The sequence below is a fragment of the Lacticaseibacillus saniviri JCM 17471 = DSM 24301 genome (genome assembly GCF_001311785.1).
Lineage (GTDB): Bacteria > Bacillota > Bacilli > Lactobacillales > Lactobacillaceae > Lacticaseibacillus > Lacticaseibacillus saniviri.
On record NZ_BBBX01000016.1, the window covers coordinates 1 to 24,724 of the forward strand.

The 24,724-nt window shown below is 49.0% G+C and carries 24 protein-coding genes and 6 pseudogenes; 12 read left to right on the forward strand and 18 right to left on the reverse strand.

Going from position 1 to position 24,724, the window contains the following annotated elements; all coding sequences use genetic code 11:
• Window positions 1-63: 63 nt before the first annotated feature.
• The 6 genes and pseudogenes from JCM17471_RS08700 to JCM17471_RS08725 all read right to left on the reverse strand — a co-directional run bounded on the left by JCM17471_RS08700 (window position 64) and on the right by JCM17471_RS08725 (window position 3,895).
• Complete coding sequence (locus tag JCM17471_RS08700) at window positions 64-864, reverse strand: alpha/beta hydrolase (RefSeq protein ID WP_162208375.1); 801 nt, start codon at window positions 862-864, stop codon at window positions 64-66.
• Between the two features lie 295 nt (window positions 865-1,159).
• Window positions 1,160-1,402 (reverse strand): DUF2187 family protein, encoded by a 243-nt coding sequence (locus JCM17471_RS08705; RefSeq protein ID WP_054777567.1) that lies wholly within the window; start codon window positions 1,400-1,402, stop codon window positions 1,160-1,162.
• Between the two features lie 90 nt (window positions 1,403-1,492).
• On the reverse strand, window positions 1,493-1,714 hold the full coding sequence (locus JCM17471_RS08710) for a hypothetical protein (protein ID WP_162208376.1): 222 nt from the start codon (window positions 1,712-1,714) through the stop codon (window positions 1,493-1,495).
• Entirely contained in the window at window positions 1,684-2,082 is a 399-nt protein-coding gene (locus tag JCM17471_RS08715; protein WP_054777569.1) for a hypothetical protein, read from the reverse strand. Before JCM17471_RS08715 ends, JCM17471_RS08710 begins: the two co-directional genes overlap by 31 nt.
• A gap of 92 nt (window positions 2,083-2,174) precedes the next feature.
• Entirely contained in the window at window positions 2,175-2,969 is a 795-nt protein-coding gene (locus tag JCM17471_RS08720; protein WP_054777570.1) for an SDR family NAD(P)-dependent oxidoreductase, read from the reverse strand.
• A gap of 108 nt (window positions 2,970-3,077) precedes the next feature.
• A pseudogene (locus JCM17471_RS08725) lies at window positions 3,078-3,895 on the reverse strand (aldo/keto reductase).
• A gap of 129 nt (window positions 3,896-4,024) precedes the next feature.
• Between JCM17471_RS08725 and JCM17471_RS08730 the strand changes: the two are divergent.
• Window positions 4,025-5,149, forward strand: coding sequence for an Mbeg1-like protein (locus JCM17471_RS08730; protein ID WP_054777571.1), 1,125 nt, complete (start codon window positions 4,025-4,027; stop codon window positions 5,147-5,149).
• Here the strand turns inward: JCM17471_RS08730 and JCM17471_RS08735 are convergent.
• Together JCM17471_RS08735 and JCM17471_RS08740 are read right to left on the reverse strand one after the other, a co-directional pair.
• Window positions 5,137-5,604: pseudogene (locus JCM17471_RS08735) on the reverse strand (DUF8821 family protein). The gene JCM17471_RS08730 and the pseudogene JCM17471_RS08735 sit on opposite strands and share 13 nt — an antisense overlap.
• A 16-nt stretch (window positions 5,605-5,620) precedes the next feature.
• Entirely contained in the window at window positions 5,621-6,118 is a 498-nt protein-coding gene (locus JCM17471_RS08740) for an NUDIX hydrolase (RefSeq protein ID WP_054777572.1), read from the reverse strand.
• Between the two features lie 50 nt (window positions 6,119-6,168).
• Here JCM17471_RS08740 and JCM17471_RS08745 point away from each other — a divergent pair.
• The 7 genes and pseudogenes from JCM17471_RS08745 to phnW all read left to right on the forward strand — a co-directional run bounded on the left by JCM17471_RS08745 (window position 6,169) and on the right by phnW (window position 12,724).
• Window positions 6,169-7,132 (forward strand): annotated as a pseudogene (locus JCM17471_RS08745) (S66 family peptidase).
• A gap of 343 nt (window positions 7,133-7,475) precedes the next feature.
• Window positions 7,476-8,498, forward strand: a complete 1,023-nt coding sequence (locus tag JCM17471_RS08750; protein WP_054777573.1) for a phosphate/phosphite/phosphonate ABC transporter substrate-binding protein — start codon at window positions 7,476-7,478, stop codon at window positions 8,496-8,498.
• A gap of 15 nt (window positions 8,499-8,513) precedes the next feature.
• A complete protein-coding gene (gene phnC / locus JCM17471_RS08755; protein WP_054777574.1) occupies window positions 8,514-9,245 on the forward strand; it encodes a phosphonate ABC transporter ATP-binding protein in 732 nt (243 codons plus the stop codon).
• A 144-nt stretch (window positions 9,246-9,389) separates the two neighbouring features.
• Window positions 9,390-10,034: an ABC transporter permease subunit gene (locus JCM17471_RS08760; protein WP_225354227.1), complete on the forward strand. Its 645-nt coding sequence runs from the start codon at window positions 9,390-9,392 to the stop codon at window positions 10,032-10,034.
• Complete coding sequence (locus JCM17471_RS08765) at window positions 10,031-10,777, forward strand: PhnE/PtxC family ABC transporter permease (RefSeq protein WP_225354228.1); 747 nt, start codon at window positions 10,031-10,033, stop codon at window positions 10,775-10,777. The genes JCM17471_RS08760 and JCM17471_RS08765 overlap by 4 nt, the downstream gene beginning before the upstream one ends.
• A gap of 111 nt (window positions 10,778-10,888) precedes the next feature.
• Window positions 10,889-11,509 carry a phosphonoacetaldehyde hydrolase gene (phnX, locus tag JCM17471_RS08770; protein WP_054777576.1) on the forward strand — a complete coding sequence of 207 codons (621 nt, stop codon included), beginning with the start codon at window positions 10,889-10,891 and terminating at the stop codon, window positions 11,507-11,509.
• A gap of 125 nt (window positions 11,510-11,634) precedes the next feature.
• Window positions 11,635-12,724: pseudogene (gene phnW / locus JCM17471_RS08775) on the forward strand (2-aminoethylphosphonate--pyruvate transaminase).
• A gap of 85 nt (window positions 12,725-12,809) precedes the next feature.
• On the opposite strand, the gene JCM17471_RS08780 reads toward phnW, so the two are convergent.
• Window positions 12,810-13,685, reverse strand: coding sequence for an alpha/beta hydrolase (locus JCM17471_RS08780; protein WP_054777577.1), 876 nt, complete (start codon window positions 13,683-13,685; stop codon window positions 12,810-12,812).
• Between the two features lie 68 nt (window positions 13,686-13,753).
• A pseudogene (locus JCM17471_RS14110) lies at window positions 13,754-14,126 on the reverse strand (winged helix-turn-helix transcriptional regulator).
• 139 nt (window positions 14,127-14,265) lie between these two features.
• Here JCM17471_RS14110 and JCM17471_RS08790 point away from each other — a divergent pair.
• Complete coding sequence (locus JCM17471_RS08790) at window positions 14,266-15,447, forward strand: NADH-dependent flavin oxidoreductase (protein WP_054777578.1); 1,182 nt, start codon at window positions 14,266-14,268, stop codon at window positions 15,445-15,447.
• Between the two features lie 385 nt (window positions 15,448-15,832).
• Here JCM17471_RS08790 and JCM17471_RS14580 read toward each other — a convergent pair.
• Window positions 15,833-16,787 (reverse strand): annotated as a pseudogene (locus JCM17471_RS14580) (NAD(P)-dependent oxidoreductase).
• A 169-nt stretch (window positions 16,788-16,956) separates the two neighbouring features.
• A complete protein-coding gene (locus JCM17471_RS08800) occupies window positions 16,957-17,430 on the reverse strand; it encodes a TetR/AcrR family transcriptional regulator (protein ID WP_054777579.1) in 474 nt (157 codons plus the stop codon).
• Window positions 17,431-17,567: 137 nt separating this feature from the next.
• Here JCM17471_RS08800 and JCM17471_RS08805 point away from each other — a divergent pair, with 137 nt between their 5' ends.
• From JCM17471_RS08805 to JCM17471_RS08810, 3 genes are all read left to right on the forward strand, one after another.
• Window positions 17,568-18,098, forward strand: coding sequence for a YhgE/Pip domain-containing protein (locus JCM17471_RS08805; RefSeq protein ID WP_054777580.1), 531 nt, complete (start codon window positions 17,568-17,570; stop codon window positions 18,096-18,098).
• Window positions 18,095-18,232 (forward strand): hypothetical protein, encoded by a 138-nt coding sequence (locus JCM17471_RS13490; protein WP_082395273.1) that lies wholly within the window; start codon window positions 18,095-18,097, stop codon window positions 18,230-18,232. The genes JCM17471_RS08805 and JCM17471_RS13490 overlap by 4 nt, the downstream gene beginning before the upstream one ends.
• Before the next feature lie 248 nt (window positions 18,233-18,480).
• Entirely contained in the window at window positions 18,481-19,983 is a 1,503-nt protein-coding gene (locus tag JCM17471_RS08810; RefSeq protein WP_054777581.1) for a YhgE/Pip domain-containing protein, read from the forward strand.
• A 67-nt stretch (window positions 19,984-20,050) separates the two neighbouring features.
• On the opposite strand, the gene JCM17471_RS14120 is transcribed toward JCM17471_RS08810, so the two are convergent.
• From JCM17471_RS14120 to JCM17471_RS08820, 6 genes are all read right to left on the reverse strand, one after another.
• Window positions 20,051-20,212, reverse strand: coding sequence for a hypothetical protein (locus JCM17471_RS14120; protein ID WP_156321659.1), 162 nt, complete (start codon window positions 20,210-20,212; stop codon window positions 20,051-20,053).
• Between the two features lie 121 nt (window positions 20,213-20,333).
• Entirely contained in the window at window positions 20,334-21,017 is a 684-nt protein-coding gene (locus JCM17471_RS15345) for a restriction endonuclease (RefSeq protein ID WP_225354231.1), read from the reverse strand.
• Complete coding sequence (locus JCM17471_RS15350) at window positions 20,978-21,709, reverse strand: hypothetical protein (protein ID WP_225354232.1); 732 nt, start codon at window positions 21,707-21,709, stop codon at window positions 20,978-20,980. Before JCM17471_RS15350 ends, JCM17471_RS15345 begins: the two co-directional genes overlap by 40 nt.
• A gap of 41 nt (window positions 21,710-21,750) precedes the next feature.
• Window positions 21,751-22,203: a hypothetical protein gene (locus JCM17471_RS15355; RefSeq protein ID WP_225354233.1), complete on the reverse strand. Its 453-nt coding sequence runs from the start codon at window positions 22,201-22,203 to the stop codon at window positions 21,751-21,753.
• Between the two features lie 408 nt (window positions 22,204-22,611).
• Complete coding sequence (locus JCM17471_RS15360) at window positions 22,612-23,322, reverse strand: DEAD/DEAH box helicase family protein (RefSeq protein ID WP_225354234.1); 711 nt, start codon at window positions 23,320-23,322, stop codon at window positions 22,612-22,614.
• 21 nt (window positions 23,323-23,343) lie between these two features.
• Window positions 23,344-24,723 carry a site-specific DNA-methyltransferase gene (locus JCM17471_RS08820; RefSeq protein ID WP_318630616.1) on the reverse strand — a complete coding sequence of 460 codons (1,380 nt, stop codon included), beginning with the start codon at window positions 24,721-24,723 and terminating at the stop codon, window positions 23,344-23,346.
• Window position 24,724: the final 1 nt, after the last annotated feature.

Here is a 24,724-nt window from a genome sequence, read left to right on the forward strand (position 1 = left end):
GCCGCAACACCTCTTTTCAGAGTGTCACGGCTTCCTGCTTGCGAACAATATTGACGTTAATAATTAGCCCAAGAATTCATCAAAGAAGGCCAATGTTGGTTCTTGCGCACGATCCATGTACGCCTCACCGTGGCCGTGACCACTGATTGTTTTGACTGTGGTTTGAATGTTATTCTCAGTCAATTCATGCAACAGGCGTTCAACGCCATCCATTGGAACCAATTCATCGAGTGAATTAGCGATGAACATCGGGCCAGCCTTTGGTGTGATGCGGTGGATGAGGGAGGCATCCTTGAGCAATGCCATGTCGGAACCAACATAATTCAGGACAAACCACTTGTAATAAGAGTCATTGGCGCCGACCTGATTAATCTGGCCCACCGGTGTCCCCGGTACAGGCGCGTTCTTATTGGAGGAAATCACGTCAGGATGGTTCTCAATCCAGGCATCGAGATCAACAATTCCCGACCAAGATGCAATCGGAATCCCGGTACGAAGACCCAGCTCAATTGCCAGGTTGCCACCGGATGACATCCCGACCGCACCAATCTTGTCACGGTCGAACCGATATGGCGAGGACTTGATCCAGTTATAAACACTCTCGACGTCATCAGCACCTGCAGGATACAGATAATCTGGTGCTAAGCGATAGTTAGGAACAAAGACGATGTAGCCAGCTTCGACAAACTTCGTGGCCCAATCTGTTTCTTCTTCCTTGTAGCCTAACCACCAACCACCACCGTGAATATCAATAATTGCCCGCCGAGTATCATCGGTGGTGCGACTTTCATCCTGATAGACATCTAACTTCAATGCATACTTTGTGTTGTATTCAACATCCTTATCGATTGTTACTTTCACCATGTCAATTGACCTCTTCTCAAAATAGTTGTGATGCACAGTGCTAGGCTGAAAAAATCCAATCATGAATCGGGTCGTGCCGGTTGAACGCGGCATATTCGTGATGTCTTGTTTACCCGTGCAACCGCCTCCTCATGAGAAATAAAATAACACGAGGTCAAAAAATCTGCAAGCAATTCGGTTGGTAAACGAGTAAACACAACAGCTTTCACATGACACACTTGCCAGATCAAACACAAAAAAGAGCCGCGACCTAAGTCACGGCTCTTTTTAACCTTTGCGATACAAAATCACCAGGTTACTTGCCTTCTTCTAACTGAGGTGGTTCAACGTTCTTGCCACCCTTACGAATATTCTTATAGTTAATCACAGTCTTTTGCTTGAGGTCGTCCACCAATTGGGCATCGGCGTCATCGAATTCATCGATTGACAACAATGCTGAATTAGCATAAAACTTCTCAACCGTACCCTTGAAGCTCAATGGCACGTCACCATTCTTCTTGACTGAAACCTTGTCACCTACAGCAATTTCAACAGCCATCGTGGTTCCTCCTTCATGTCAGTCGGACTCATATCTATTCATGAGACACCAATCCATTTTAAGGGTTTTAGCCCGCAAAAGCAATACACACTACTTCACGTATTGCTGCTCAATCCATTGATTACCACCGAGATTATAAAGCACGCGACCCGTTGGCGTGACCGCTTGCCACCAAGTACACCAATGACTGCCGGTTGGTAATGTTTTGCCCGCAATCACAGTGCGCCCTGTTGGCACGGCCTGCCACATCGCGATGCCGTACCCTTTGCGATAATTAATCGTCACGGTTTTTGGTAAGGCGTGATATGCCAACTCATCGGCAGTTCCAGATTCGTATACGTCATCGAGATCCACTGATTCTGGCCCACACGTACCCACCAGCCAACGTAATCCACATAGATTGCCGAGTAACGCCAGTGCGTGCCAGTCATCAACTTGTGTGGTGTTGCGACTTTGCGGCCTTCAAGTGGTGTATCCCAAACCGCAATGCCATAGCCTGGGTGATACTTAATCGTGAGGACGCCATTCAGTGGCGTGAGTTCATCATTATTGAGCTGATGCTGCTCGGGTGTTGGCACCCCAATCAAACTATTGGGTGCAGCTTGCACCGCATGTTGCTGAGCCATGGCAAAACCTGCTGTTATCGCCAATAACATTGCCGCCTTGATTCCCCACTTCATCTGTATCACCCCCGAGTATCTTCAATAGTCTCAGTATACGCATTCATAAATATTACGTCAATGTTACAATGACACAAAATGAAATATTGCTATCAGAAAATTGTGGGTACCAAGCCGCCATCCATCCGTAAGGCTTCACCAGAGAAGGCACCGGCGAGTGGACTCGCCACAAAAGCAACAAAATGACCGATTTCTTCAGGCCGAATCAAGCGCTGAATCTGGGAGAGTGGTCGATGCACCTTCATGAAATCCGCCTCACGTTCTTTGGCCGTGAGCGGTGAGCCTGCGTACATCTCATCGAGCATCGTCTGAACGCCTTCTGTGAGGGTTGACCCCGGCATCACCGTGTTCACCGTCACATTCGTTGCCTTGGTCAGCTTCGATAGGCTCTTGGCCAGTGACAGGTTCATTGTCTTGGTCATCGAATACTGTGGCATCTCACCGGATGGCATCAAGGCTTCCTCGCTGGCAATAAAGATAATCCGGCCAAAATCATGATCCAGCATCTGTGGCAGATAGTGCTTTGCGAGGCGATTGCCGGCCAACACATTGACCTCAAAGAAGTGCCGCCAAGTCGCATCATCAATATCCGAATAGGCCATTGGTTGGAAAATACCCATGTTGTTGATCAAGATATCGACATCCGGATAGGCTGCCATCAATGCATCTGCGGCTGCCTCATCGCTCAAATCAAAAGGCGCGGCCATGATATCAACAGCGGAATGAGCTGCCTGCAATTCATTCACAACCTGGGTGACAACGGCCTCCTTGCGCCCATTAATAATGACGTTGGCGCCTTCTTGTGCGAGCACATCCGCAATCGCGCGACCGATACCCTTGGTTGAGCCGGTCACCAGAGCCGTTTTACCTGTTAATTCCAAATCCATCCTGTGATCCTCCTTTATCTCGTGCCATCAGTATACCGCAACTCTGTGCGCCACCACTGCGGCTGCGCTCACAAAAAAGCCGCCCATTTTCGGCGCGGCTTTTTCTTTTTAATTGCGAGTTCCCGTCAATGCATTCATTTTGGCCATATCGGCGTCACTGATTTCAAAATTCAGTTGCGCGTTATTGGCAATATGGTCCCGTGACGTTGCCTTTGGTAGCGGCAAGACACCATTTTGCACACAGAACTGAATCGCCAATTGTGCAATGCTGACACCGTAATGCGCTGCCAAACCATTGAGCACCTGGTTGTTCAAGATACCACCAGTTGCCAGTGGTGAATAGGCTTCAACCAACAAGCCTTGCTCTTGCGCAAACTGGGTAATGGTGGGTTCTGTGTAGCCGACATAATATTGAATCTGGTCGACCATCGGCTTGACTTTGGCATCCTTGAACACGTTTTGTAGATCGTGCACATTGAAGTTCGATACCCCGATTGCCTTCACACGGCCCGAAGCATAAATTTCTTCCATAGCCCGCCACACATCGCGATTTTGCGTGTCATAATTGCCACCCATCTCGCGCCAAGGCCATGGGGCGTGAATCAAGTAGAGATCCAAGTAGTCGAGCTCGAGATTGGCCATGGTCGTTTCAAAATCACGTAATGCCCCGTCATAGTCCTTAGTTTCAGCAGGCAACTTCGAGGTCACAAAGAGATCTTCGCGTTTCACATCACTGTTGCGAATACCAAATCCGACAGCGCGTTCGTTGCCATACACGAGTGCGGTATCGATGTGTCGATAACCGAGCGCAATCGCATTTTCAACAGCAGGTGTGGCGTCTTCTGGTGCCATCTGCCAGGTTCAAAACCAACTTTTGGAATTTGAATCCCGTTTGCTAATGTGTATACATCTGTTAATGCTGTCATCTTATCAGTCCCTTCATACCTCTATCATACACTTATTGAAAGCGATTTACGCGAGTGAAACCCTCACAAGAATCACAGGGACCCGTGCTACAATAAATTAAGTGAGTGTTGAACGTGAGGAGGTGCCCCATGGCCAATATGATTCAATACGCAACGCAAACCAGTCAATTCACATTTGAAAGCAAATCTCTGACCGAAGTCGATGCCGCCATCTTTGCTCAGGCTGCCTACTTCGACTATTCCTATTTGAATCGACATCATTTTCAGCGGTTCGGTGAGCTGACCGATACCAACGTCCAGTCCCGGGTGACGGAACGCAATTGGTTCCCACCCAAAAGTCATTCACTGGTGATGGCCATGAGCCACGCTGCTCGCTATCGAGATGTTGCTTGGCAACGCTATGTTCAGCGCACCCGACAAGATACGCAAGAACAGTTCGCCGCGATTACATTTGCGCTAGGCAACCAGACCTATGTCGTTAGCTTCCGTGGCACGACCAATTCGTTGGTTGGCTGGAAGGAAGACTTCAATATGACTTTCTTGCAAACCGTACCGGCCCAGATCAGTGCGGCGAGCTACCTACAAGAACAAATGACGCAATTTCCGGGACAGTACTATCTGGTGGGGCATTCTAAGGGCGGCAATCTCGCGGTTTATGCGCTTCAGCAACTTCCCATTGCGCTGCAAGCTAACGTGCAACACGTGTACAGTTTTGACGGACCTGGATCACTGCCACAACAACCCTTGCTTGAAGCCCGCATCACGAAATTAGTGCCACAGACCGCCATCATTGGCATGCTGATGACCACACAGAATAACTTTGGCGTGGTTCACAGCGACGCCAGCATGTTCTATCAGCACGATCTTTTCTCTTGGCAGGTGGTGGGCCAAGCCTTTGAGCGCTTGCCACAAACCGATTGGCTCTCACAGTACACACAGCGGATGTTGACCGCCTGGCTCGCCACGCTCCAACCTGATGTCCGAGCCAATATCCTCAATAATTTCTACGATATTCTCAAAGTAGGCAATGCCACCACGGTCGCGGAGGTGAACAAGGGACTGCCACGAAACCTGCCTCGCTACCTGCAGAAGCTCCGCAGCTCCGATCCCCTGATTCGGCAACAAACTCGCGCTGCCACGCTGGATATGCTCAATGCCCTCAGGCAATCGATTCGAGCACCTAAAAACGACAAAATAGGAAGTGATGCCCAGTGTGGCGTCACTTCCTCTTCTTTTAGTTATCAGTCTGGATAATCGCCCTTAATCACAAAGAACGATCCGCGAATAGTGCCAGCAAGTTTTGATTTCTGACGGGCAAACTTGAACTTGCCTTCAAACTCTTCTGGAATTGGCATGCCATCACTCAGCTTAAAGCCGACTGCACGCTTGCCACCCTCTTCTAAGGTATAGAGCACATTCACCACAAGCCCGTTTTGATAAAAGACATACGACTAGCGCACGCCAGCCACTTCAAAATCACTGACCTCGAGCGGCGCTGTCTCAAAGTGCGTGTCGCGTTCACCGAGAATGGTGTTGACGCGGGCCACGATTGCTGGATTGTTGGCAGCTGGTTCGGTCACAAATTCGTGTTTGTATTTATTCCAGAAATACCGCGCTTCATTGGCCCGTAAACCAGCTAATGCCTGTGCCACGGGTGAGCTTTCTAACCCAATCGTTGAAACGGTTTTAAAATCCACTTGATATGCTATTGATGTCTACTCCTTTTTACCACACCGGTTTCTCTAGAACAGACCAGTTCGCAAACGTGGTATCGGTGGGATCGAATTGTTGTGTCTGCAGGTATTCCTTGGCCTTGAGCACCAAGGGCGAGGCATTGTCGATGGTGAGGGCATTTAGCGGCAAACGCACCGCGCCTAAAGCATCTTGACCGACAAACTGGGCCACTTGTGCGGCCACGGTGCCTTGATAATCGGTTACGGCATAGAAAACACAGATGTGCTGATTCATGCGCCATTCCTGATAGGCCCATGGATAGCGAAACGAGGTGATACCCAATTGTTGAACGGCTTTCACCGTCAAATCGGTTTCCTCGTGAATCTCTCGTAGAATCGCCTGATCCAATGGCTCGCCTGATTCAAGGCTGCCCCCTGGTAGGTCGTAACGATTGATGTACGGGCCACCATTCTTGCGAATCACAACCAGACTGTCACTGTCGCCGACAATGCCATAAACCCCAAATGCACGATGAAATTCCTCACTCATCCAATCCCTTCTTTCTGTTATACTCAGCTGTAACTAAGGAGATGACCTCTATGGTACCACTTATTCCCGCGCGGTTGCGGCCGGGCGATGAAATCCGCATCGTTTCACCCTCAAGCTCACTCGCCCATATTGGTGGCATGCAGGCCAATCTCGCCGCCAAAACGCGCCTTGAAAAAATTAGGTTTCACGGTCACTTTTGGCCAACACATCGCTGACAATGACATTCTTGAATCCGCCAGTATCGCTAGTCGCGTGGCAGACTTGCATGAAGCGTTCCGCGATTCGCACGTGAAGGCGATTCTCACAACCATCGGCGGTTATACGGCCAATGATTTGTTGCCATACATCGACTGGCAACTGATTGCCGATCATCCCAAAATTTTCTGTGGGTACAGCGATATCACCATTCTCTGCAACGCGATTTTTGCACGAACGGGTCTGGTCACCTATTACGGCCCGAGTTACTCGAGCTTCAAGATGGTTGCGCTCCAAGATTATCAGACTCAGGCTTTCTTGAACGCGGTCAGTGCTGATTACCCGCAGCCTCTCACCGCATCCACCGAATGGTCCAGTGACGCTTGGTTTCTGCCACAACCACGGAAGCTGCACCCCAACCGATGGGGTGTCTATCACGCCGGCCAAACAACCGGTGTCTCGATGGGCGGCAATCACGCCACACTGCCGTTGCTCTTTGGTACCGCCTATCTCCCATCTGTCCCCGATCCTGTGCTCTTCTTCGAGAGTTCAGAAGGCAGTGCTGTTCAAGACTTCAATCGCGACTTGGCCCAGACATTGCAGGTGTTGCCGCATCTCAAGGCGCTGCTCATCGGTCGTTTCCCCAAAGAAACCGGCATGACCGAGGCCAAAATGCGCTACATTCTCGACAAGTTTCCACTGCTCCAAACCATTCCCGTGATTTATGACCTCAATGTCGGCCACACCCAACCCATTTTCACCGTGCCGATTGGGCAAGCGCTGACGGTCGATACCGACAAGTTAACCCTGACATTCTAAAAACAAAGTTGTGACAAAAGACGCCCTGAGAATGAGGATTAACAGGGATTGATGCTAAAGCCCGAACTTAGGCTTTGAATCAATCCTAGTTAACCGGAATTCTCAGTCTTTTGGAACACGATTAATCTATTTTGTTCGGAAATTGAAGCAGGGGGTATGACAAAACGTAGTTTTGTCATACCCCCTTCCTTATTTTGTCTGAATATCACCATTTTTATGTAACCCCTGTCAGCTTCACAGCTTTAATACATAACAAATACATAATCCGTTAATCAATTTTACACGCGCTCGCTAGACTGAAAAGTGTTCGATGATATCAAGCAACCACGAGGAGGATTTTTGAATGAAGAAGCAATTGATGGTGACAGCAGCGACATTAGGATTATTGACCCTGGGCCTGGCAGCATGTAGCGCAACCAAGAGTGATGCCCAGACCAGCAAGCCCAAGGATAAGTTGACGGTGGTCTTCCTGCCATCCGACTCCACCAAGGAAGCCGGCCCTGTCCGAAACGATCTCAGTAAGCTGATTCAAAAGGCGACTGGCCGACCAGTTGAAGTGCAAACCACCACCGATTACAACATGGCCATCCAAGCCATCAGTTCCAATAAGGCCCAGATTGCGGTCATGGGACCCGATTCTTATATCGAAGCGCGCAACCAGAACAAGCACGTAAATCCTTTGGTCACCTATTCCGGCGCTTCCGGTACGTTAAAAGATGCCTTCTATCACAGCTACTTGATGGTGCCAAAGGATAAAGCCGACAGGTATCGTGAAGGCGGCGAATTCTCATTAAAGGCACTGAAGGGCAAGTCAATCTCATTCGTGGCCGCAACATCCACATCGGGTTTCGCCGTGCCAGCCGGTGCGATTGCGGCCGCGAACCACGTCAAAAAGACCGACCTGCAACAAGGTGGCGCGTTCTTCAGCAAGGTTCTGTATGGCCAATCTCACCAGGGCTCCGCGGTCAATGTGCTCAAGGGTGACGTCGATGTGGCGGCCTTTGATGATGTTGACTTGGTGCACTATGGTAAGTTCGACGGCGACATGTCCAAGGCCGGCACAACATTCACGGTTGATGCCAAGGCCGAAGCCCCATTTGACGCAGTGCGCGGCAAGTCCACGGTCGCGATTGGGACATACTCGGTTCAAAACGGTCCGATTGTCATGAACGACAGTGGTTTGAGCAAGTCCGAAATCAGCGCGCTCACGAAGGCACTGACCTCCCAATCCACCACGGATAATCCGCACTTCTTCGCCCTTAAGGATTCCAAGGTCCACGGACTCACTACACAAACCGGTAAGGTGCACTACATCGCCATCACCGATGACTGGTACGCCCCAACGCACAAAATTCTGGACAAATAACGAAAGGAGCCACTTATGCTTGTCGTCAATTCACTGGCTAAGAGCTACACCCACGACAAACAATCCCTGCAAGCCGTCTCGTTCAAGGCGGCTCCAGGTACCGTGACCGCGGTTATCGGGCCATCCGGTGCGGGTAAAACCACCTTGTTGCGTAGCCTCAATCAATTGATCAGCGATGATGCGGGCCAAGTCTTACTCGATGATCAAGATCTCCGTCAACTCAATAAGCGCGCCCTGCAACGCGTGCGGCGCAACATCGGCATGATTTTTCAGAACTACAATCTAATTGAACCGTTGACCGTGTTAGAGAACGTCCTGCACGGCTGTCTGGGCGCCAAATCGATGATCAGTGGCATGTTATCGCTCTATACCACGGCCGAACGCGAAGAAGCACTGGCTCTGATCGATGAGATGGGACTCAGTGATTTCGCCTACACTGCCTGCCGACAGCTCAGTGGTGGTCAGAAGCAACGGGTCGGTATCGCACGGGCATTGATGCAACATCCCAAAATGTTGTTGTGCGATGAACCGATTGCCTCACTCGATCCCAAATCCGCAACGCTGGTGATGCAGACGCTGCGCCAGCTCGCGGATGCTAAGCAGTTGATTGTCATTGTGAACTTACATCAGGTCGAGATGGCTCGCGACTACGCGGACCATGTCATTGCCTTGAATCAAGGTCAATTGGTCTTTGATGGCACCCCCGATGCCCTCAGCGACACGCAGATTCAAGCGATCTATGCTTAGGAGGTTGCCCATGACTTTTTCTATCGCAAACACCTGCGCCTCGCACTGACGCTGGCTGGGCTAGCGACACTCTATCTGATAGCAAGCCTGGGACTGGGCTTTCAGCAAGCGACTCTACTGCAGGCTCACAACGGGATTGCCTGGATGCTGCAACACTTCATACCAGACGCTGCGGCATTCACCAACTTGGGCAGTATCGGCTATCAGTTGTGGCGCACCTTCGTGATTGCCACGGCAGCTACCGGTCTCGCTGGACTCGTGAGCTTGATACTGGCGTTGCTGGGTGCGCGCAATATCGTGACCCACAGTGCCACGTTGAGCTGGTTGATCCGCGGATTCGCCTCACTCATGCGCAACATCCCCGTCATCGCATGGGCGCTGTTACTGCTCTTCTCCTTCAAGCAAAACGAATTGACGGGTTATCTCGCCTTATTCCTCATGAATCTGGGCTTCTTGACCCGGGCATTCATGGAGACCATCGAGGACTTCAATCCGGACAAACTCGAAGCCTTGCGTGCCACCGGCGCCACTTACCCGCAAGCACTGGCGCAAAGTCTCCTACCCGAAATCAGTGTGCCCATCAGCGAGTGGTTGCTTTACAGCGTTGAAAACAACCTGCGCGACGCCACGCTGGTCGGCCTACTCACGGGCACCGGCGTTGGGTTCTTGTTTGATCTCTATTTCAAAAGTCTCAACTACCCGGCAGCCGGACTCGTGGTCCTGACCTTAGTAATTCTGGTCATTGCGCTCGAGATGGTTGCTAATCTTATCAGGAAGGTGATTGCATGATTCGTGCCAGTAAACCAACTTATCCACAAACACTGCCGCAATTGCGCGTGCCCCGCACACGAATCAGCACACGCAAACTCACATTGTTGCTCGTCATCGGTAGCATCGCGGTGCTATCCGGTTATGGCCTCATCTCGGTGATTCCCAACCATTTCGATTTTGCGGCGGCCTTCACGAGCTTCTGGGCTAACCTCGCCGCCATGTTCTTCACGCCCAATGTCGGCAATGACTCTTGGGCCAAGTTGTTAACGAGCTTACTCGCCAGTATTCAGCTCGCCTTCATCACCACCATTTTGGGCGCCGTGTTGGGTTTACTCTTTGGCTTAATGGCCTCGGCTAATCTGGCACCGCGCTGGCTCGCCACTTCTGTCAAAGGGCTCATGGCCTTGATTCGAGCGATTCCGACGATTCTATGGGTGCTGATCTACAGTGCCGCACTGGGACTTGGCCCCAACGCTGCCGTAATCGGACTCACCTTCCACAGCATGGCCTATCTCGCCAAAGTGTACGCCAACAGTATTGAAGAAATTCCAGCGGATACACTCGAAACCTTGCGGGCCAGCGGTGTCAGCTTCCTGCCACTGCTCACGCAGGCCATCATGCCAACGCTCGCGGCTCGCTTCTTGAGCTGGACCTTCATCCGTTTTGAAATTAATTTTGCTAACGCCATTGTGGTGGGTGCCGCAGCCGGTGCGGGTGGCATCGGCTATCAGCTCTATGTCGCCAGCAACTTTTACTTTTAACTTCCATGAGGTCGGGCTCATCATCTATCTGATTCTAGCCTTTGTCCTTGTCTTAGAATTAATTTCAACTCGCCTTCGGAAACACATCATCGCTTAATAAGGAGACCTATTGTGATTCAAGCCGTTATTTTTGACTGGGCCGGCACCACGATCGACTACGGAAGCCGCGCCCCGATTATTGCGTTTCAAGCTGCTTTTGCGGCATTCAACATTCCGCTCGAAGAAGCCGTCATTCGCCAAGACGTCGGGCTGGACAAGAAGATTCATATCGAAAAAATGTTTGCGGATCCCGCAATTTGGACTGCCTGGACGGCACAGGGCCACACCACGGATCGTGACGCCGCCATCGATAAGGTGTACGCCCAATTTCAAACCAGCATTACCGCGATCTTAACGCAGACTGCGACCCTCAAACCGGGTATGGCGGCACTAGCGGCCTATCTCACCGCCAAAAACATCACGATGGCATCCACATCGGGCTACACGCGCCAGATGATTGCCCAGCTCTCCCCGCTGGCCGCTGAACAGGGGTACGCCCCTGTTTTGAATGTGACGTCAGAGCTCACCGATGGCGTTGGCCGTCCCGATGCCGCCATGTTGCTGAAGGCGATGCAACGCCTCCACCTCGATAACCCACAAGAGGTGATCAAGGTCGGGGATACCGTCAACGATATTTTGGAAGGCAAAACGCCGGTGTCATCAGTATCAGTGTGCTTGAGGGCAGCAATCTGATTGGCTTATCCGAGGCCGAATGGTTGGCCTTATCACCGACTGAACAGCATGCACTGAAGCAAAACGCGCGTGACGTCTTTGAGACCGCTGGTGCCGATGCGGTGATCGACACACTGGCAGACTTGATGCCATTGATTGAGATCTATAACCAACAACAAGCGGCCCTACTTCTGACGCCCGGCCCGCTCACCACCAGCCTATCAGTAAAAACCGAATGCTGGTTGACCACGGCACTTGGACGATGACTACAAAGCACTCACTCAGGATATCCGCCAACAACTGCTCGCTGTGGGCCATGCCGACGCCGAGCAATACAGCACAATTCTCATGCAAGGCAGTGGTAGTTTTGGTGTCGAATCCGTGCTGCAAACTGCCGTGCCAAATCGCAAGGGGCGCGGTACCCTACTTATCGCCATCAACGGTGCTTACGGTCAGCGCATGGCGGAGATGGCAGACCACTTGGCCATTGACTACCTCGCGATTGACTTCGGTGAGACTGAACCGGCGAACGCAGATGTCATTTTAGAAGCGCTCACCCAACATCCCGAGATTACTCACTTTGCCATGGTGCACTGCGAAACCACAACGGGATTGCTGAACGACCTCTCAGTCATTCCCATGCTCAATGCGTTGGGCGTTGTCACGATTGTGGATGCCATGTCCAGTTTCGGTGGCGTGCCCATCAATATCGATGAACTGCACGTCGATTACCTGATTTCCAGTGCCAACAAGTGCATTCAAGGCGTCCCCGGTTTTGCCTTCGTCATTGCCAATCGGGAAACTCTGATGCAGACGGCGGGCAACGCCACCTCGTTGAGTCTTGACCTCTACGAACAGTGGCGCAGCTTCGAAGATTATGCTGGCAAGTGGCGCTTCACCAGCCCGACCCACACTGTTTATGCGTTCCACCAAGCCTTGCACGAGTTACAACAAGAAGGCGGCGTGACAGCCCGGTTTGAACGCTATCAGGACAATCAAGCGCGACTCAGGCTTGGTATGCGCGCGTTGGGTTTTGACCCCCTGCTACCAGAAACGCTTCAGTCCCCGATTATCACCAGTTTCAAGTATCCCACACCGGATTTTGATTTCATGGCGTTCTATCGCGCACTCAAAGACCAAGGCTTCATCATTTATCCCGGCAAAATCGCGGCAATTGACAGCTTCCGCATCGGCAATATCGGTGAAGTCTACGCCGGTGATATCTCGCGCTGTTAACGGCCGTGGCATCGATTATGGACGAGGCACCGGTTCTAGCAAAATAAGCACACAAAAACCCGCGATAATTGTCGCGGTTTTTGTGCTATTCGACGAACTGCCGGAAAAAGGCCAATGTTTCATCATTACAGATTTTGGCGATTGGACTGCGCTGATCGAGATGGAACACGTGCATCAGTTTTGAACCATCGGGATTCGCATACAGATGATAATCAACGCCCACGCCCTGTGCCGCAATCAAATCGGCAAGTGGTTTAGCCAGTGGCTTCAAGAAATCATCGGAAGCGGTCATCACGAATGCGTGATGAAAATCGCTGGTAATGAATGGCTCTACAGGGAACTGTGCTGCTACCGCCGGGGTCACCGTGTCGCCGATGTAATACGGAAAATTCTCATTGGCTGGACCGTTTTGGCCAGTGAAGTAGACGCCACAATTGAGCGCGACTGCCTTGGGCTTGACCGGCGCCATGGCAAAATCAAACTTGGCCGCATACGTCGGATTCGTTAACATCACCGCATATTGTTCTGCGACTTGCCCACCAGCGCTGTCGCCCACAATGAAGAGGTTGTTCATGTCGACATGATACGTTGCTGCATTGGCCGCTAACCAATTCATCAGATTATTGGTGTCTTCCAGCGGTGCGGGATAATGCGTCTTGGGCGCCAGGCGATAGTTGAAGTTCACAACGGTAAATCCCTGGCTCGCCAAGTACATCGTATAGAACCGGTACAGCTCCTTGTCGCCATAGATAAAGCCGCCACCATGAATGCTCACAATTGTGGGTAGTGCTGTGGTTGTCCCCTTTGGAAAATAAATATCGGTCAGATTCTCAACACCGTGTGGCCCGTACGCGAGGTCCTTCACTGCCGTCACGGTATCGGGTTCGACTAAACCAGCGTCACGCTTTTGATCAGTGGCCGACATATTATCAATCATTGTTTGTAAGTCTTCTTGTGCCATCATTGCGCCTCCATAAATGTAATCGCATACATGATGAGTGTACCACGATATCACCATAAAGGGACATCTCAGTAATTCAGATAGCCACTGTAATCCATATTTTTCAACTCAACGGTTTCGCCCTCAGCGGCACGCGCCTTGATTGAGGCCTCGCCCCACTCAGACATCGCCACCAACACATTGCGCAGACTCTTGCCGCGTTCGGTGAGCCCGTACTCAACTTTGGGTGGCACCTGCGCATAGACCTTGCGCGTGATGATGCCGTCTGTTTCCAATTCTCGTAGCTGCTGCGTCAACATTTTGTGTAATACCATCGACTTTGCGATGCAATTCACCGGGACGTTGAGGCCCGTTTCCCAGGTGACAAAGCAGTAGCGGTTTCCACTTGCCACCAATCACCGCCAGCGTCTCTTCAATACCCAAATGATAAATTCTCGTCATGAATCCCGCTCCTATCCAATTCTTACTTTTGGTGCCTATCCCACAAAAAGTGGGTACTAGTTAAATCTATCCATCCCGCTATACTAGGAACTACTCGAGTTACACTAACAAAAATAAGCTCGAAGACAAGGAGAGAAACATGGCAAACGAATTTCTGAATGGTTACACTTTTAAGTCCGGTCTCACAGTGAAAAACCGGATCGTCATGAGTCCAATGACGACGATGACCAGCTTCTATAACGGGATGGTCACATCAGACGAGGTCGCTTACTATAAAAAGCGTGCTGGTGGCCCCGGCATGATTGTGACCGGTGTCGCTAACGTGTCCGAGAACGGTAAAGGATTTGAAGGTGAGCTCTCCGTTGCCAGTGATGATATGATTCCTGGTCTCGCTAAGGTTGCCGCGGCCATCCATCACAATGGAACCAAGGCTATTTTGCAGATTTTCCATGCCGGACGCAAGAGCACCACAAAAATTCTGCGCGGTGATCAGCCTGTCAGTGCGAGTCCCCTCGCGGCCGCTTATCCACCCGACTCAGAGACACCGCGCGAGTTGACCAGTGACGAGGTCGAAGCCATCATCGATGATTTTGGTCAGGCAACACGCCGCGCAGTGACAGCCGGCTTCGATGGTGTTGAGCTTCATGGGGCTAACACCTATCTGTTGCAGCAGTTCTTCTCACCTAACTCAAACCAGCGAACTGATCAATGGGGTGGCGATCGTGCGCAACGTCTTGCCTTTCCACTGGCCGCCATCGCAAGCGCGCGGGCAGAAGCGGACAAGGCCAACCGACCATTCATTATCGGATATCGGCTGTCACCCGAGGAAATCGAGACACCAGGGATTCGCATCGATGACTCACTCTTCTTTGCAGCGCAGATTCGTGATTTGGTTGACTATTTGCACATCTCAATGGGTAGTTACAAGCGCAGCTCCCTGAACGACAAGTCAGACACAGAGCCATTACTGGCCAAGTTTGCCGCTGTTGTCAGCGACCATACCCCATTAATCGGTGTCGGTTCCGTTGAGACACCTGAAGATGCCGACAATGTCCTCGCTTTAGGCGCTGACTTCGCTGCCATGGGCCGTGAGCTCATCCGCGAACCACAATGGGTTCAAAAGGTGGAGAACAACGACCGGACAAGCATTCGCACCGCGCTCAGTCCTTATGACATGAGTGATCTTGCGATTCCAGCCGTCATGCAGGTTTACTTGAGTGAATCCTTCAAGCCTGTTATGCACTTCACCACGGACACCGATCAGGCACAAGATTATCAGAATCAACTCGCACCAATGGAAGGCTTCGAAAAGAAGCTCTAATCCCAACACGATTTCATCCTTCTTAGTTTGCACACTGTTGCCAGCAGTGATTCAATTGCGATTAAATTCAATAAGTACCTGTATATAAAATAAGAGCCAGCAACAAATCATTCGATTTGTCGCTGGCTCTTTTGTGTGCGAATTTGGAAAGATGAAACGCGCTCAACCACACTGCCTGTTCCGCCTAACCCAACTAGCGCAAACGCGCTCCAAAGGGCAAAACACTCCGGTTAGCTCATCTTTGACGAATCCAAAGCCCGGATTCTAAACGCGCTCAACCACACTGCCTGTTCCGCCTAACCAAACTAGCGCTAATTGCACAGACCGCAATTATTGCGCTAGTTCCGTTAGTACTCACAGCCAACCCGTGTGGTTTCGCGCTCTACTAATTAACCGTTGTGATTGCTTCGCCGTTCAATGTCTTAATCACATTATTAGCGACAATCATCGCCATCTGGTCGCGAGCCTCAACCGTCGCGTTCCCAATGTGCGGTGTGAGAATCACATTTTTCATGGTCTTCAATGCTGGTTCCACTTCTGGTTCGTGTTCATACACATCGAGTGCTGCGCCGGCGATATCGCCATTTTGTAAGGCCGTGACTAAGGCCGCCTCGTCCACAATTGGCCCACGCGCCGCATTGATCAACCACGCTGTTGACTTCATGCGCTTGAATACATCCGCATTGAACTCATGCTGGCTCTCCGGCGTCAACGGAATGTGCAGTGAGATGAAGTCGCTGTCACTCACGATGGTATCAAAATCAACAAATGAACCGCCAATTCAGCTTCCTTGTCAGCAGCCAACTGGTGGCGTTGTGTGTAATTGACCTGCATGCCAAACGCGACGGCTAACTTGGCGACGGCTTGGCCGATACTGCCAAGGCAACGATGCCCAGTGTCTTGCCGCGCAATTCATGTCCCAAGAAGAACAGTGGCTGCCAACCGTCGAAGCCTTCTGTGCGCATCAACTGGTCACCCTCGACGATGCGGTGACTGGCAGCCAGCATTAAGCCTAAAGTCAATTCAGCTACCGCGTTGGTCGAAACGGCGGGCGTGTTGGTGACGCCAATATGCCGCGCTGTGGCCGCGTCGATATCGATGTTGTTAAACCCTGCACCATAATTGGCAATCAACTTGAGGTTTGGTGCGGCTGCAATCACATCCGCATCAACCTGCGTCGATAGTGTTGCGATTAAGAAGTCCACATCTGCCACTTGCTTGACCAGTTCAGCATGTGAAATCAAACCGTCGCCGTCATACGCGCTAACGGTTAGCCCCGCCTGCTTCAAGGTGTCCGCAGCTGCTGTTGGAATTCGATCACTAATGAATACTTTTGCCATGATAGTCACTCCTCCTGATTCATCTATATTCTCTTCATTATGGTACCGAAAAGATAATTTTGCAAAAATCACTAATCGGGAATCTCCAGCCCCATACCCTTCAACCCATCCAGGGTCAACGTGAGAATCTTCTTCCGCGCTTCTTCTGGTGGCATGTGGGTATCCCCGTTCAACTGAAGCCGCAACATTGCCACCATGTTATTGACCGAAACGTCGCAATCATCAAGGCATCGTCCGCTGTATAGTGCCGCTCTCGTTGCAGCACTTTTGCCATTGCACCAGCGACTTGACGCAAAATTTGACTGATCAGGCCACCATATTCATTGCTGGTCAGCAGGAAACTCGCAAATTTGCGATTACTGCTGAAGAAGTCCGCAAATACCGTCAGTAACAGTCCTCGTTCCCGTAAGTACACATCAGACGGACGTGCGGTCAGTCGGGAGAAGAGATCATCACTGATTTCATCGACATAGGATTGCCACAGGTCATCAATCGAGTCGTAGTGCAGATAGAATGTTTTGCGATTGATATTGGCCTTCTGTGTCAGTTCGGACACACTGATGCGCTTCCCCGGGTTGGCCATGACTAAGTCCTCAAAAGCCGACTTGATTGCCGCATGTGTTTTCTCAATACGCTTGTCCATTCAGTTCCCCTCTTGATCTATTTAGCCCCAATTTTACTACAAGTGTGGCATAAACCCCACTCGTAAACTTTTTGGGTTGGGAAGTTTTTCAAAACGCGTTAGATTGAGAAAATAAATTTTCAATCCGAGGTGGCGTCATGTTAAAAGCAGAATTCAAATATCTAATGAAAAACAAACTCATGCTTGTCGTATTATTTGTCATTCTTTTCATTCCATCGATCTACGCCGGGACCTTCCTGGCATCGATGTGGGACCCTTATGGCCAACTCGACAAGTTGCCCGTCGCCGTTGTCAATCAGGATCGTTCCGCAACCATGAACGGCAAAACACTCAAACTGGGCCAACAACTCAGCGATAATCTCACGGAACAGCAGGCGTTGAAGTTCACCGCGGTTTCCGCTAAAAAGGCGGATGATGGGTTAAATTCGGGCAAGTACTACGCCATTTACACCATCCCCGCTGATTTTTCTAAGGATGCTACCACGATTTTGACCGATTCCCCACACGCCATGCAGCTGAAGCTTGAGACCAGCTCGGGCCACAATCTGATGGCTGGTAAAATGGCGTCCGGTGCCGCAACCACTATGCAGACCAAACTCAATGGCCAAGTTGCCAGCACCTATGCCAAGGTTCTGGTCAGTGCTGTGACCAACTCGAAGGCGGCATGACACAAGCCGCCGATGGGAGCCAACAACTCGCTAGCGGTTCACAGAAACTCCGCACTGGTGCCAATACGCTCAACACCAACATGCAGAAACTCGCCAATGGGTCACTCGAATTAAAAAAGGCGGCCAGACACTGAGCACCGGTATCGGTAATTACGTTGCAGCAGTCAGTGACGTCAAAACGGGTACCAATCAACTCGCCACTGGTCTCAATACCGTCAACACCAAGCTGCCGGCACTCGGTAACGGCTTAACCCAACTACAAACCGGTAGCGGCAAGCTCGCTCAAGGACTCCAGACATCCACCAACGGCCTCACCCAACTCCAAGCGGGTGCACAGAATCTCAACACGGGCCTACAACAGTATCAAAACAGCACAGCAACATTGGCCACCAAGAGTACCGCTTTTGCTCAGCAACTCGATCAATTCGCCACCCAGCTCAATACTGCTATGAGCGATTCTTCGCAACAAGCACAGCTGCAACAGCTCGCGACACTGATTAAGGCCACGCAAACCGCCCTGCAAAACGTCAGTGCCAGTCAAACTGCGACCGCTTCAGCCGTCAATAGCGCCATCGCGGCGGAAGCCAAGTCACTCAATCTAACCACTGAACAGACACAGGCCTTACAACAAACCACCAGTGCGACGATGACCGCCAGTGCTGATAAGCAAAGTGCCGCGCTCTCACCACTGCTCACGCAACTGCAGCAGGCGCTGACCCAACTCAGCTCTCCAACCACAGCACAGGGCTCACAGCAACTCACTGGTGCCCTCACCCAACTCACGGGTGCCGCAAATCAACTTGCGAGTGCCAATACGCAATTAGCTACAGCTGGTAGTAAACTCACTTCAGGCAGTCAACAGCTCGCTAATGGCATCGACAGCGCGTTGGTTGGTAACCAACAGCTGACCCAAGGCGCTAACACGCTCAATCAAGGCATCTCAAGTGCCTTACCACAGGTCACCACCCTGACTGACGGTATCGCAAAGCTCAGCGACGGTGCGAACACCCTCAACCAGGGTGTGTCCACATTGAATAGTAAGAGCGGTCAATTAGAAAACGGTGCCGACACTCTGACAAATGGCCTCGACACCGCCGCTTCAGGCACCAGCCAATTGGCGAGTGGCACTACGACTTTGAACAACGGTGTCACCACGCTCAACAACGGCACCACTCAGTTGAGCACGAAACTGGCCAGCGCCACCGCACAGTTACCAAAACTCAATTACGACAAGAAACAATCCAAGGCATTCGCATCTCCTGTTGATCTGAAGCAAATAGACAAAGACAAAGTGCCTAACAACGGGACTTCCATGGCCCCTTATATGCTAGGCGTCTCCCTCTACGTCGGCGCAATGATTGTGAACCTGATGTTCGATGCCTACACCCCACGCAAGCGCCCAACCAGTGGTATCTCATGGTGGGCCAGCAAGGCCGCTATCATGGATGGCTTTGCCGTTCTCGCGGCCACGATTGCCTTCTTCATCCTAACCGGCTTGAACCATTTGTCGCCAATTAACATGTTCCAAACCTGGCTTATGTTAGTACTCGCGGCAGTGGCCTTCATGTCACTGGTCACCTGGCTTAACCTCTTGCTCGGTAAGGCGGGATCATTCATTGCCATGGTATTGTTGGTCGTCCAATTGGGTGGCGCTGCCGGTACCTTCCCAATTGAACTCAGCAACGGCTTCTTTGAAGCAATTCATCCGTTCTTACCGATGAGTTACGTGGTCTCCGGCCTACGCGAAACCGTCATGATTGGCGGTTCAGCTGGCAGCTCGATGCTCGTCCTGCTGGGCATCATCGTGGTCTTCTCGCTCTTCAACATCCTGCACTACACCCGACTCAAGGCGCGGATGACAGATATGGATTTTGAGGAAGCTTGACAGCATATAAAATAGGCACTGACAAAACGGAATGTTTGTCGGTGCCTATTTTTGTGTGCTGCCTTGTTTATAGGGTGTTTGCTAACCACTCGAATACTTGTTGGTTGTAATAATTCAGCGCCCCCATGTGGCAGTGTTCTTCCGCGTGATTCTGCTCATCAAACACCATCAATGTCTTAGGTGACTGAATCGCTTGATAAAGCATTTCTGGTTGGCCCTTGAAAAACATATCATTCGTTGCCTCGCAAAATTGCTCCAATAAAAAGAAAAAAGTCGACAGAGTGGTAAAAATTTAGAATCTGCAGACTTTTATTTTTTCTCTCACGGAATGATCTTTACTGTCCAACCATTTAAGCATCCAAATCCGATTCCCTACTGAGGCGTCGGAACTTAATGTCCGTGGAAATTGCCTGGAAGTGCTTTTCACCAGATTTAATCTTGGCATATTCGTGAGGACGCAACTGCTCTGAACTGATGTCTCCTTTAGTTTCAACAACAAAATAGAGTTCTTGTTTATCATCCTCTTCATAAAGGAGGGCCCAGTCCGGGTTATACGGTCCAAGTGGGGTCCGAATTGTAAACCAATCTGGAAGTTTTACGTAGAATTTGACATTCTCGTCTTTCTCTGCCGAACGGGCGAATTCCCGCTCAACTTCAGAATCGGTAACCACGTAATCATAGACAGTCTTGCCTTTTTCTTCATCAACCTTGACCGAGTTGCCGTTTGGACCAAGGTAGGCATAAAGCGTCTCTGTGGAAAATAAACTCTGATCATAATACTCATCCGTTTTTGTGTATTTAATGCCATCCACGATTAATTGATTCTTATGGGCATTGATGATCTTAGCTGCCTGTGTCATATATGCCAATGGATTATTTTTAAACATGTCCAAATTATCCACAGAGGTTAAAATGCCGACAATTGTTTTGCGAGTTAAGTTGGTCTCATTCTGTAGAAATGTGATGATATCGGGTAATTGATATGGAGCATCATCTAAAGAGCCAACGCTATATTTCGCATCTTCATCCGACAAATACCGGCTTGATTTATCTGCAAATTGGCTTTCGAATAGATAAAACTAGCTTTCTTAGTTTTTATGGCGTTCAAGCTCTCAAGGCCACCAGTTCCTTTAACGACTTCTTCAATCAGCTTTTGGGAATCAAAATTAATCTTGTAAGAAGTCTTGTATTTGACCTTATCCCAAAGCTTTAAGAAATTCTCAGGTAGCGCTTCTTTCAGTGGCTTAACTTGAACACGCTCATCTGCATTCCGAATTTCAAGATTCTTAATTTTACTTGCGGCCACTTCAAGGACCTGGGGTGCGATATCTTTAAACTCATCACTTAATTCAATTGATTTTTCTTTAACGGCTGTTCTCAAAAAATCTGTTGCCCGTCCCGCGTTATTAATATACTCGCGTTCCTTGAGTTCATTGAACAGTTGTTTTGATTTAGATTTACCGAGAACTTCAATATCTTCGGTGATTTCATCGTATCTCAAAACAATCGTGGCAAAACTGTCGCTCTCGAACAGACCAAAGATTACACCATCTTCCTCGTACTCTCGTTGTAAACCCTCTGCGAAATCCTTATAACTCTCGTTAGCCATAACTGTCAAAGTGTTGACATCAAATCCTGGCACACGCGTACCGGTTTCATCTACAGCGATTCGAAGCCCTCGACCAATCTTTTGCCTCTTAGTAATAGTGTCTTTTGACTCTACCAAAGTAGCAATCTGAAATACATTTGGATTGTCCCAGCCCTCTTTTAAAGCGGAGTGCGAAAAGATGAATCGAATTTATTTGCCTTAGATGTATGTCCTTTTGAAGGATCATAAAACGTCAGTAATCCTTCTTTATTCTTCATAATCATCGTATAAGTAGATTCATCCGCTTGCGTTGCTCCACTGGTATCTTTCAAGACACCTTTTTTGTCCACGGAAAAATATCCGTCGTGAACTTCCTCTACATGGACATCAATATCATTTAATGAACGATATTTTGGCAGTCGAATAAGCCTGCGATATTCATCCTCAAAAATCTTGGCATACCGGCCTAAATGAGGAACTCCTTCTTCATCGTACCAGCAATAATTCTCAACCTTATCTAAGAAGAACAGGCTTAAAACTTTAATTCTACGTCCTTCTTTGGCAAATCGTAGTTCTTTATCCAGGTGTTCTTCAATAGTCTTCGATATCTGTCCGCGTTTTAACAGCTTCATCTTCTTGCGTTTTGAGAGTTTAGGGAAATTATGTCTGGAAATCCAGAAAAATAACAGTTTCGTTTCCGGGCGTAGCATCCATGTCTTGGATGAATCCAACCTGCTCGTAAACTTGGAGTTTTGTCTTTGTGTAAACGTCGTCGCCGGGCTTAAAAGTTATCACCTTTTTATCTGCATCATTTTTCGTCCTCTTATATACCTCAATTCTAGCTGAGAAACCGTTCGAGTTTGAATTTACGGAGATTAACTTCATGTATGCCCTGTTTCCATCCTCGTCAGTCTTTATGCCTGCAACTTCAATTTGTTTGACCAGTTGCTGTTCATAAGCATCAACTGCTGTTAGCCGATAAATTGTCGGGTAAGAGGTATCTTTGTGAGTCGCGGAATATCTAAAAGCTGCTGACGGTTTTAGCCTTGATAACGCCTCTTTGGCTGATCAGTATTATCCACTGATTGGGGCTCATCAATAATCAGTATCGGCCTGGTCTCCGCAATTAAGTCAATAGGTTTAGCACCTGATAATTGGTCATTCTCACGATTCATGACATTTAGATCCTTATTAAATGACTGAATTGTCGTTACCATAATCTCAATTGTGTTAGCAGACGCATACGACTGAATCCAGCCTAGATTGTTGCTGTCAAATTGAAATAAATGGTTTATAGTCCCATTGTATTGCTTTGAAAGATACTCTTTTGATATTTCATAAAACTTCAGTACGCCTTCCTTGATGGCAACACTTGGCACCACTATCACAAACTTTAGGAAACCATACTTTTTATTCAACTCAAAAATAGTCTTTAAATAGACAAATGTCTTTCCTGTACCGGTTTCCATCTCAACATTAAATTGAGGAAAGACTTTGTTGTTCCCGTAAAGGCTTTCACTGGGTAAAATGTGATTCGAAATCTGAATCTTATTGACATTGCTCAGCATTTGCTCTTCATTGATAATGACTCGATTCCCAATACCAATGCCATCTTCGGTGAGTAAGCTGCCTTGAGGAAACGTATTGCTGATAGTGAAGTTCGACTTTCTAAATGTCTGTCCCTCGAAAACGTTCGTTGCGCTGTTCACAGAATCGTTCTGATAATCAAGAGTATCAAACTGTATCTTCAATGCTTGGCCGCCTCCATTCAATTAAATGCTCAAAATATCGTCGTAGTGTATGCCTCGCGCATTTAATTGCTCGATCGTATTCAACTTTTCACTATCATTTATAAACTTTTCGTCTTGGAATACGACCACAGAATTTTCAACTTCGTCATTACATATCTGCTTAATGATGAAGTTAGCAATGCCACTTGCAATTTCTTCTCCTAATACGACAAACATGGATCCAAACGCCACATCATAGATATTTGCTTTTCCGACGACCGCTTCACTAATTGGGTAGGCCAGATCAAGTCCTTGTTTTATCATTATTTCGTAAACGATATCAATCGGCTCTGATTGTTCCACAAAGTTACTTTCTGACAGTGCAATCTGTGAACTTATGTCTGTACTCTCTGGAGTCACATTCCACTTCTTGATATTTGATTTGGAAAGTTCAAACACCTTAAATCCAATATCTAAATTCTCGACGGATACCGGCTTCGTTTCAATTATTCTTTCGCCTGCTCTACGGATACGTTCCTCAGCAATTTCCGGTATTGTTCTAAAACCTGCGATGAACGCGTCCGTCTTTTTCTCTATCAGTTCCGGTAATTGTACAAGTATATATCGTCTATGACCTGCATCTTCTGAATTAAACTTCATCACCGCCTCAGCAGTCGCTGCGGACCCAGAAAAGAAATCAAGTATTATCGAATCTTTATCATCTCTGGTGAAGAGCCGTAGCATTTTCTCAATTAACTCCACAGGTTTTGGTGTATCAAAAGTCTTTCCTCCCATTAAATTAATCAACTGTTTTGTGGCGTTACTTGTATATCCACCATCATCCCACCAGCTGGTATCAGTCTTCCTGGAGTTCTTGGCGTCTTTCAAAAAATATTTGCGTTGTAAGCCATTCTTGGTCCTTACAATCAGGTTATCCTCATATAATTGTTGCATTTTTTCCTTGGAATACCGGAAATATCCTTTAACCCCCATAAAATCGTAATAAGGATTCCCCTTTTTGGCACCTCCAGGGCCATCTGCCGGTGTGCCTTTCCAATCTCCACGAGGATCGTTGTCTGGATTACTAAACCCTTTTAATACGGGATCCAGTCCGATTGTATTTCGCTTACTAAAGATCACATCAATATTCTTTGCGTACAACAGGATGATATTATGATTTTGACTAATAATTTTGTCATTCGAAACCGATGCTCGTGCCTTGTGCGCAATTTGAGTAATTAGATTTCTTTCCCCAAACAGCTCATCACAGACCTTTCTCAGGTTTGCTTGCTCCTTATCATCTATGCTTATAAAGATAACACCGTCCTCAGTTAAAAGGTTCCTTGCAAGTTTGACTCTGGGAAAGATCATATTCAACCAGTCCGTGTGATATCTGCCATTTGTTTCTGAGTTAGTCGTCATC

Bases quoted from the DNA above. Each gene is read 5' to 3' on its own strand.
- JCM17471_RS08805 (WP_054777580.1), top strand. From the start codon at position 17,568: ATGTTAAAAGCAGAATTCAAATATCTAATGAAAAACAAACTCATGCTT.
- JCM17471_RS14120 (WP_156321659.1), bottom strand. From the start codon at position 20,212: ATGTTTTTCAAGGGCCAACCAGAAATGCTTTATCAAGCGATTCAGTCA.
- JCM17471_RS08780 (WP_054777577.1), bottom strand. From the start codon at position 13,685: ATGGCACAAGAAGACTTACAAACAATGATTGATAATATGTCGGCCACT.
- JCM17471_RS15355 (WP_225354233.1), bottom strand. From the start codon at position 22,203: ATGAAGCTGTTAAAACGCGGACAGATATCGAAGACTATTGAAGAACAC.
- JCM17471_RS08740 (WP_054777572.1), bottom strand. From the start codon at position 6,118: ATGAGTGAGGAATTTCATCGTGCATTTGGGGTTTATGGCATTGTCGGC.
- JCM17471_RS08765 (WP_225354228.1), top strand. From the start codon at position 10,031: ATGATTCGTGCCAGTAAACCAACTTATCCACAAACACTGCCGCAATTG.
- JCM17471_RS08790 (WP_054777578.1), top strand. From the start codon at position 14,266: ATGGCAAACGAATTTCTGAATGGTTACACTTTTAAGTCCGGTCTCACA.
- JCM17471_RS08820 (WP_318630616.1), bottom strand. From the start codon at position 24,723: ATGACGACTAACTCAGAAACAAATGGCAGATATCACACGGACTGGTTG.
- JCM17471_RS08750 (WP_054777573.1), top strand. From the start codon at position 7,476: ATGAAGAAGCAATTGATGGTGACAGCAGCGACATTAGGATTATTGACC.
- JCM17471_RS08760 (WP_225354227.1), top strand. From the start codon at position 9,390: ATGCTGCAACACTTCATACCAGACGCTGCGGCATTCACCAACTTGGGC.
- JCM17471_RS08800 (WP_054777579.1), bottom strand. From the start codon at position 17,430: ATGGACAAGCGTATTGAGAAAACACATGCGGCAATCAAGTCGGCTTTT.
- JCM17471_RS08705 (WP_054777567.1), bottom strand. From the start codon at position 1,402: ATGGCTGTTGAAATTGCTGTAGGTGACAAGGTTTCAGTCAAGAAGAAT.
- JCM17471_RS08715 (WP_054777569.1), bottom strand. From the start codon at position 2,082: ATGAAGTGGGGAATCAAGGCGGCAATGTTATTGGCGATAACAGCAGGT.
- phnC (WP_054777574.1), top strand. From the start codon at position 8,514: ATGCTTGTCGTCAATTCACTGGCTAAGAGCTACACCCACGACAAACAA.
- JCM17471_RS08730 (WP_054777571.1), top strand. From the start codon at position 4,025: ATGGCCAATATGATTCAATACGCAACGCAAACCAGTCAATTCACATTT.
- JCM17471_RS08700 (WP_162208375.1), bottom strand. From the start codon at position 864: ATGGTGAAAGTAACAATCGATAAGGATGTTGAATACAACACAAAGTAT.
- JCM17471_RS08720 (WP_054777570.1), bottom strand. From the start codon at position 2,969: ATGGATTTGGAATTAACAGGTAAAACGGCTCTGGTGACCGGCTCAACC.
- JCM17471_RS13490 (WP_082395273.1), top strand. From the start codon at position 18,095: ATGACACAAGCCGCCGATGGGAGCCAACAACTCGCTAGCGGTTCACAG.